4 protein-coding genes are annotated in these 5,325 nt (G+C 35.8%); 1 reads left to right on the top strand and 3 read right to left on the bottom strand.

What is annotated here, in order from left to right:
* The first annotated feature begins 853 nt into the window (after positions 1-853).
* Positions 854-2,149 carry an Nramp family divalent metal transporter gene (locus tag BR72_RS17130; RefSeq protein ID WP_035434844.1) on the top strand — a complete coding sequence of 432 codons (1,296 nt, stop codon included), beginning with the start codon at positions 854-856 and terminating at the stop codon, positions 2,147-2,149.
* 85 nt (positions 2,150-2,234) lie between these two features.
* Here BR72_RS17130 and BR72_RS17135 read toward each other — a convergent pair whose 3' ends face one another.
* The 3 genes from BR72_RS17135 to BR72_RS17145 all read right to left on the bottom strand — a co-directional run bounded on the left by BR72_RS17135 (position 2,235) and on the right by BR72_RS17145 (position 4,974).
* Positions 2,235-3,131: a M23 family metallopeptidase gene (locus BR72_RS17135; RefSeq protein ID WP_035434846.1), complete on the bottom strand. Its 897-nt coding sequence runs from the start codon at positions 3,129-3,131 to the stop codon at positions 2,235-2,237.
* 84 nt (positions 3,132-3,215) lie between these two features.
* The gene (locus BR72_RS17140) at positions 3,216-4,256 is read right to left on the bottom strand and encodes a sensor histidine kinase (RefSeq protein ID WP_035434850.1); all 1,041 of its coding nucleotides are present in this window, start codon (positions 4,254-4,256) and stop codon (positions 3,216-3,218) included.
* A 19-nt stretch (positions 4,257-4,275) separates the two neighbouring features.
* Positions 4,276-4,974 (bottom strand): response regulator transcription factor, encoded by a 699-nt coding sequence (locus tag BR72_RS17145; RefSeq protein ID WP_035434848.1) that lies wholly within the window; start codon positions 4,972-4,974, stop codon positions 4,276-4,278.
* Positions 4,975-5,325: the final 351 nt, after the last annotated feature.

Genomic DNA, 5,325 nt, shown 5'->3' on the forward strand with positions numbered 1-5,325 from the left:
CTTTAATTCCTCTAACACAAAAGAAAAATCAACCATTTCATTAAATTGACGAAGCATATTATCTTTTGGCACGACGATATCGTAAATCGCCATGAATGGGCTAAGGTTAAGAGGTTGTTGTTTTGAAATCATCCGAGACACCACCTAGAGTTAGTACAACCATTATACATAAAAAAAGTGAAAGCTTCCTCGATTTCATCGGGGAAGCTTTCACTTTTTGAACTATGAGGACTTTTTCAGTGGCCTCGTTTGACCCGAGCCATCTTTTTTTCCATTGCTAGCGATGAACATTGTAAACAGAAAGCATACTCCACAAAGCAATCACAGCTTCTTTGTAAAAACTTTATCCCACATTAACGGGCAGTAATACTCCCACCTCAAAATTCAGCAAAAGCATTGTCCAGCTCTAGCGGCTAGAATCTCCGGTCGTTTCGCCCCCCTCGGACGAGGCAAAAAGCGCCTCTCCGCCCTGTGCTCCAACGTCCTGCGATTCTGAGCGAGCCGCCTCCGCCTTTCTTAAGAAGTTAGGTGGGAGATAAGCTGCCCGTAAAAGCCCGATTGGTTCAACTAATAATCAGTGGGGAATGAAGAAAACCCCCACTGATTAAAGTTTCACTTTATTGCTCCTATTTTAAATGCATATAAGTATTCATAACCGAACACTCTATTTCTTCCATACTTACTAAATATTCGACTTATCATTGATATACATAAATAATCTAGCACTATTTTTCCTAATGTAATATAATTTGCACAAAGGCAAAATTTATGTTCAAATAAAAGAAATATAATTTACGACAAAAATAAATAAAACAAATTGCATCAAGTTAACAAGCAAAAGGGGAAACAAAACATGACAGAAAATACAAAAGAGCGCGGACATCTTCCGCCAAATAACAGGACGATGCAATCGGCACAGTTAGCTTTAAGCGGTCAGACAAAAGGACTGAAGCGATTATTACCTTTTTTAGGCCCCGCTTTTATCGCATCTGTTGCTTATATTGATCCAGGGAATTTCGCCACGAATATTGCGGCAGGGTCCCAATACGGTTATTTACTACTTTGGGTTATCCTTGTTTCAAATTTAATGGCCGTGTTAATTCAATCTTTATCAGCTAAATTAGGAATTGCTACTGGAAAAAACCTTCCTGAAGTTGCCCGGGAACATTTTCCAAAATCTGTTTCCATCGGTTTATGGATACAAGGTGAATTAGTAATTATGGCAACTGATCTTGCTGAGTTTATCGGTGCTGCTTTAGGATTAAATTTATTATTTAATATTCCACTGCTACCCGCTGCACTCATTACAGCAGTAGGTTCATTCATTATTCTAGAGTTTCAACGCAGAGGATTTCGTCCACTAGAAGCAGTCATTACCGGCATGGTCTTTATCGTTGTTATTGCTTTTGGCGTCCAAGTATTTTACGCAAAACCAGAACTAAGTCCTCTTCTATCAGGACTTTTCGTTCCTCGGTTTCAAGGTGTAAATAGTATTTTACTTGCAGCAGGAATTTTAGGCGCAACCGTTATGCCACATGCAATTTATTTACATTCTGCTTTAACACAAAGGCGTGTAGTAGGAACAACAGATGCAGAGCGAAAACAAATTTTCCGCTTTGAATTTATCGATATTGTAATTGCAATGGTCATTGCCGGAGCAATTAATGCAAGTATGTTAATTGTAGCAGCTTCCCTATTCTTCAAAAACGGGCTACATGTCGAAGATTTAGATGTCGCTTTTCGCGAATTTGGCCATTTAGTCGGGCCTACATCAGCAGCTCTTTTTGGAATTGGTTTACTAGCTGCCGGTTTATCCAGTTCTTCCGTCGGTACGATGTCCGGTGACATTATTATGCAAGGATTCATCCGTATGCACATTCCTTTATATGTGCGCCGATTTATTACAATGGTTCCACCACTTGTTATTATTGCATTAGGTGTAAATCCAACTCATGCCCTCGTAATGAGTCAAGTCGTGTTATCATTTGGAATTGCATTTGCATTAATTCCACTTATTGTCTTTACAAGTAAAAAGAACATTATGGGTGGTCTTGTCAATCATCGTGTGACAACAGCACTTGCATGGATAATTGCCGTATTAATTATCGCTTTAAATATATTTTTGTTGTATCAAACATTTGTTGGTTAAAAAAGAGAATGCCTACAAACCTAAATTATTAGAGTTGTATGGCATTCTCTTTTTTATTTTAGTATGTATAAGGTAAATAATGATCTCAAATTGGTGAAATAACATCCCCCGTCGGTACATCTCTTCCATCTTCTATACGAATTCCCCCTTTTGGCATAGATGGTCCGTCTATATTGCGAAAATATAATGGTAATCCTTCAGAAAGAAACATACTCGTCTTAGATGGATCTTGCCTTTGATGATGAATGTGTAAATGTGGTTCACTAGAATTTCCAGAGTTACCAACACGAGCAATTACTGTTCCTTCTTCTATGTGTTGCCCCACCTTCACTTTGACAGATCCCCGTTTTAGGTGATCAAGGACAAGATATGTTCCCGTCTCATCTAACCGTATATAAATATGGTTACCTGCCATAGACTTAAAATTATTATTTCCTGGTGTTAAATCAGCTTCTGAATTTTCTACAGCTATAACTGTTCCTGATGCAGGTGCTATTACGTCCACTCCGTATATGTCGTAATCCTTTAATTGTGAACTTGTTACTCCTTTTTGCGGGGCAATAAAATCATACGCCCAACGTTGAATTGGTTCGATAGCATGGTAATTTGTTTGAAGTTGATCTCCTCCCCACCCTACCCGAACAGTTTCATTAAACGGAAGTCGAATTGTTACTTTCGGTGTAATCGAATTCACATTTACTGGATAGGCGATTTGTCCAATTCCAACAAACCAACATGCCGGCCAAGCAGCTGCTGCGGATAGAATAAAAATCGTTGCGGTTGTTTTATGTATTTTACTTCTAGAAAACAGTTTACCCACTATTACACATATCGTAATAATTACACTAATGAAACCTACTATACTAAAAACTTGCATTGCCCACCAAGCTAAAACAGACACAATACCAGTAGTTAAATAAACAGAACCCCAACCTACTGCTAATGTTGTAATAAACATGATCATTATCCATTTCTTCCACATCGTATTCCCTCCATTTGTAATGTCTTATATTAAGATCGTACAAAATAATAATTACGACATTTGAAAGAAATACTTACAACTTTCTTACGATTTTGTTGAATATTGCGGCAAAATGAGTGTAAATACCGTTTCCTTGTCATCACTGCATACTGTAATATCACCTTTATGTATATTGGCAATGCTTTTAGCAATAGCAAGCCCCATCCCTTTTCCACCTGTATGAGCACTTCGTGACTTTTCCCCCCGATAAAATTTTTCAAATATATAAGGGACATCTTCTTGTGAAATTTTCTTCCCATAATTTTTAAAGTTTATCTTAATATCTCTATCTTCCTGAAAAATCCGCACATCAATTTCCCTTCCAGATTTCCCATAAAAGATGCTGTTGCTAATTATATTTTGCATTAATCTTACTAGTAAACTGATATCCGCTTCTATTTGTAAATCTTGATTACCTTCTATATGAAAGGTCATTCGTGCCGCTTCTAGTTGGGGAATAAAATCAATCATAACTTGTTCTACTAATTGCTTAACTCCTACAATTTCTTTATGCAACTGAATCTCTCTGTAATTAATATGACAATATTCAAGTAAGTCATCTACTTGATTTTTCAATTCATGACTTTTACGTTTTACAACCTTTACATATTGCTGACAATTCTCTTTGTTCATATCAAGATTACGTTCTATTAAATCCACATAGCCAATTAACGATGTTACTGGTGTCCGCAGATCATGAGAAATATTACTAATCATCTCATTTTTCAGCTTTTGTGCAAATTTTTCGTTTTCAATTGACTCTTTTAAACTGTTTGTCATTTTATTAATATTTGTTGCAAGTTGTCCTATTTCATCGTTTTTCATTGTTTGTATTTGTACATTTAAATTTCCCTTGCTAATTTCTTCTACATTTTGATTAATTTCTTCTAATCTCAATATCATATTCTTTGATAATAGAAGGTAAAAGAATGAAGTTAAGATCAAAAAAATAACAAAATATAGAAAAGAGTACTTCTCCTCTAATTCCACTGTATTTCCATATACATGACTAATAGCATTTTGAAAGAACACAATACATAAAGTTGCAAATACAATACTGCATATAAAAATGAAAAAAAACTTCATTCTTAATCCTTGAAATAATTTAGCTTTCAATTTTATATCCTACTCCCCATACATTTTGGATAAATTTTGACTCTTTCGGATTCGCTTCTATCTTCCCTCTTAATCTTGCTAGATGGACCATGACAGTATTATTACTTTCATAAGCTGCTTCTCGCCAAACACTTTCATATATCTCTTCTAGCGTAAATACGCGGTTTGGGTGTGTTGCCATCAGATGCAAAATCTCATATTCTGTCTTTGTAAGATTAATATGTTCTCCATATAACAGTACCTTTCTAGAGGCCTCATCTATTTCTAATTCTCTAATTTGAATCTTTTTTTCAATCATCTGTATCGGAGTTTGGTTTAAATATTTGTATCTTCTTAACTGCGCTTTTACTCGTGCTATCAGCTCAATTAGACTAAATGGCTTCCCAATATAATCGTCTGCCCCTGTGCTTAATCCGATAACTTTATCTACATCCGTTGATTTTGCACTTAAGAACATTACAGGTATATTATAATTTTCTCGTATTCTCCTGCACACTTCAATTCCATCCATAATCGGCATCATAATATCAAGGATCGCCAATTCAATATCATGTTCCAATAAGAGCTGTAATGCTTGTTCTCCATCATAAGCTTTTATAACTTTGTAGCCTTCTTGTTGTAAATACACTTCAATCATTTGAACGATATCCTTATCATCATCTACGACTAATATAGATTGTTGTTTCATACTTCATCCTCTTTTTATGTATATTTGAAATATTTTCCCCGGTTTTATAGTATCATGTTCATAACATAAAAACTTCTAAATATTCTAAACTCCAAACAATCTATCTGCATTTTGATCAACATATAATTCACTTCGATGCATGTCCAATTGCTCTTACCTATATGAATACTCCCCCACTTAGCAAAGCTTGAAGTGGAGGTTTCTAACGTTTCGGCCTAATGGACGATTAACGTTAGTGGAGTTAACACACTAGCGAGCTGTTCCACGCCTAACCCCTCTATCCCGTTTGTCCATGCATTCGGGACTACTTTTCGTAAAATATTAGCCGCAGCGTTTACATCTGCGTTGATT

It is taken from the genome of Bacillus sp. UNC322MFChir4.1 (genome assembly GCF_000746135.1).
GTDB lineage: Bacteria > Bacillota > Bacilli > Bacillales > Bacillaceae_G > Bacillus_A.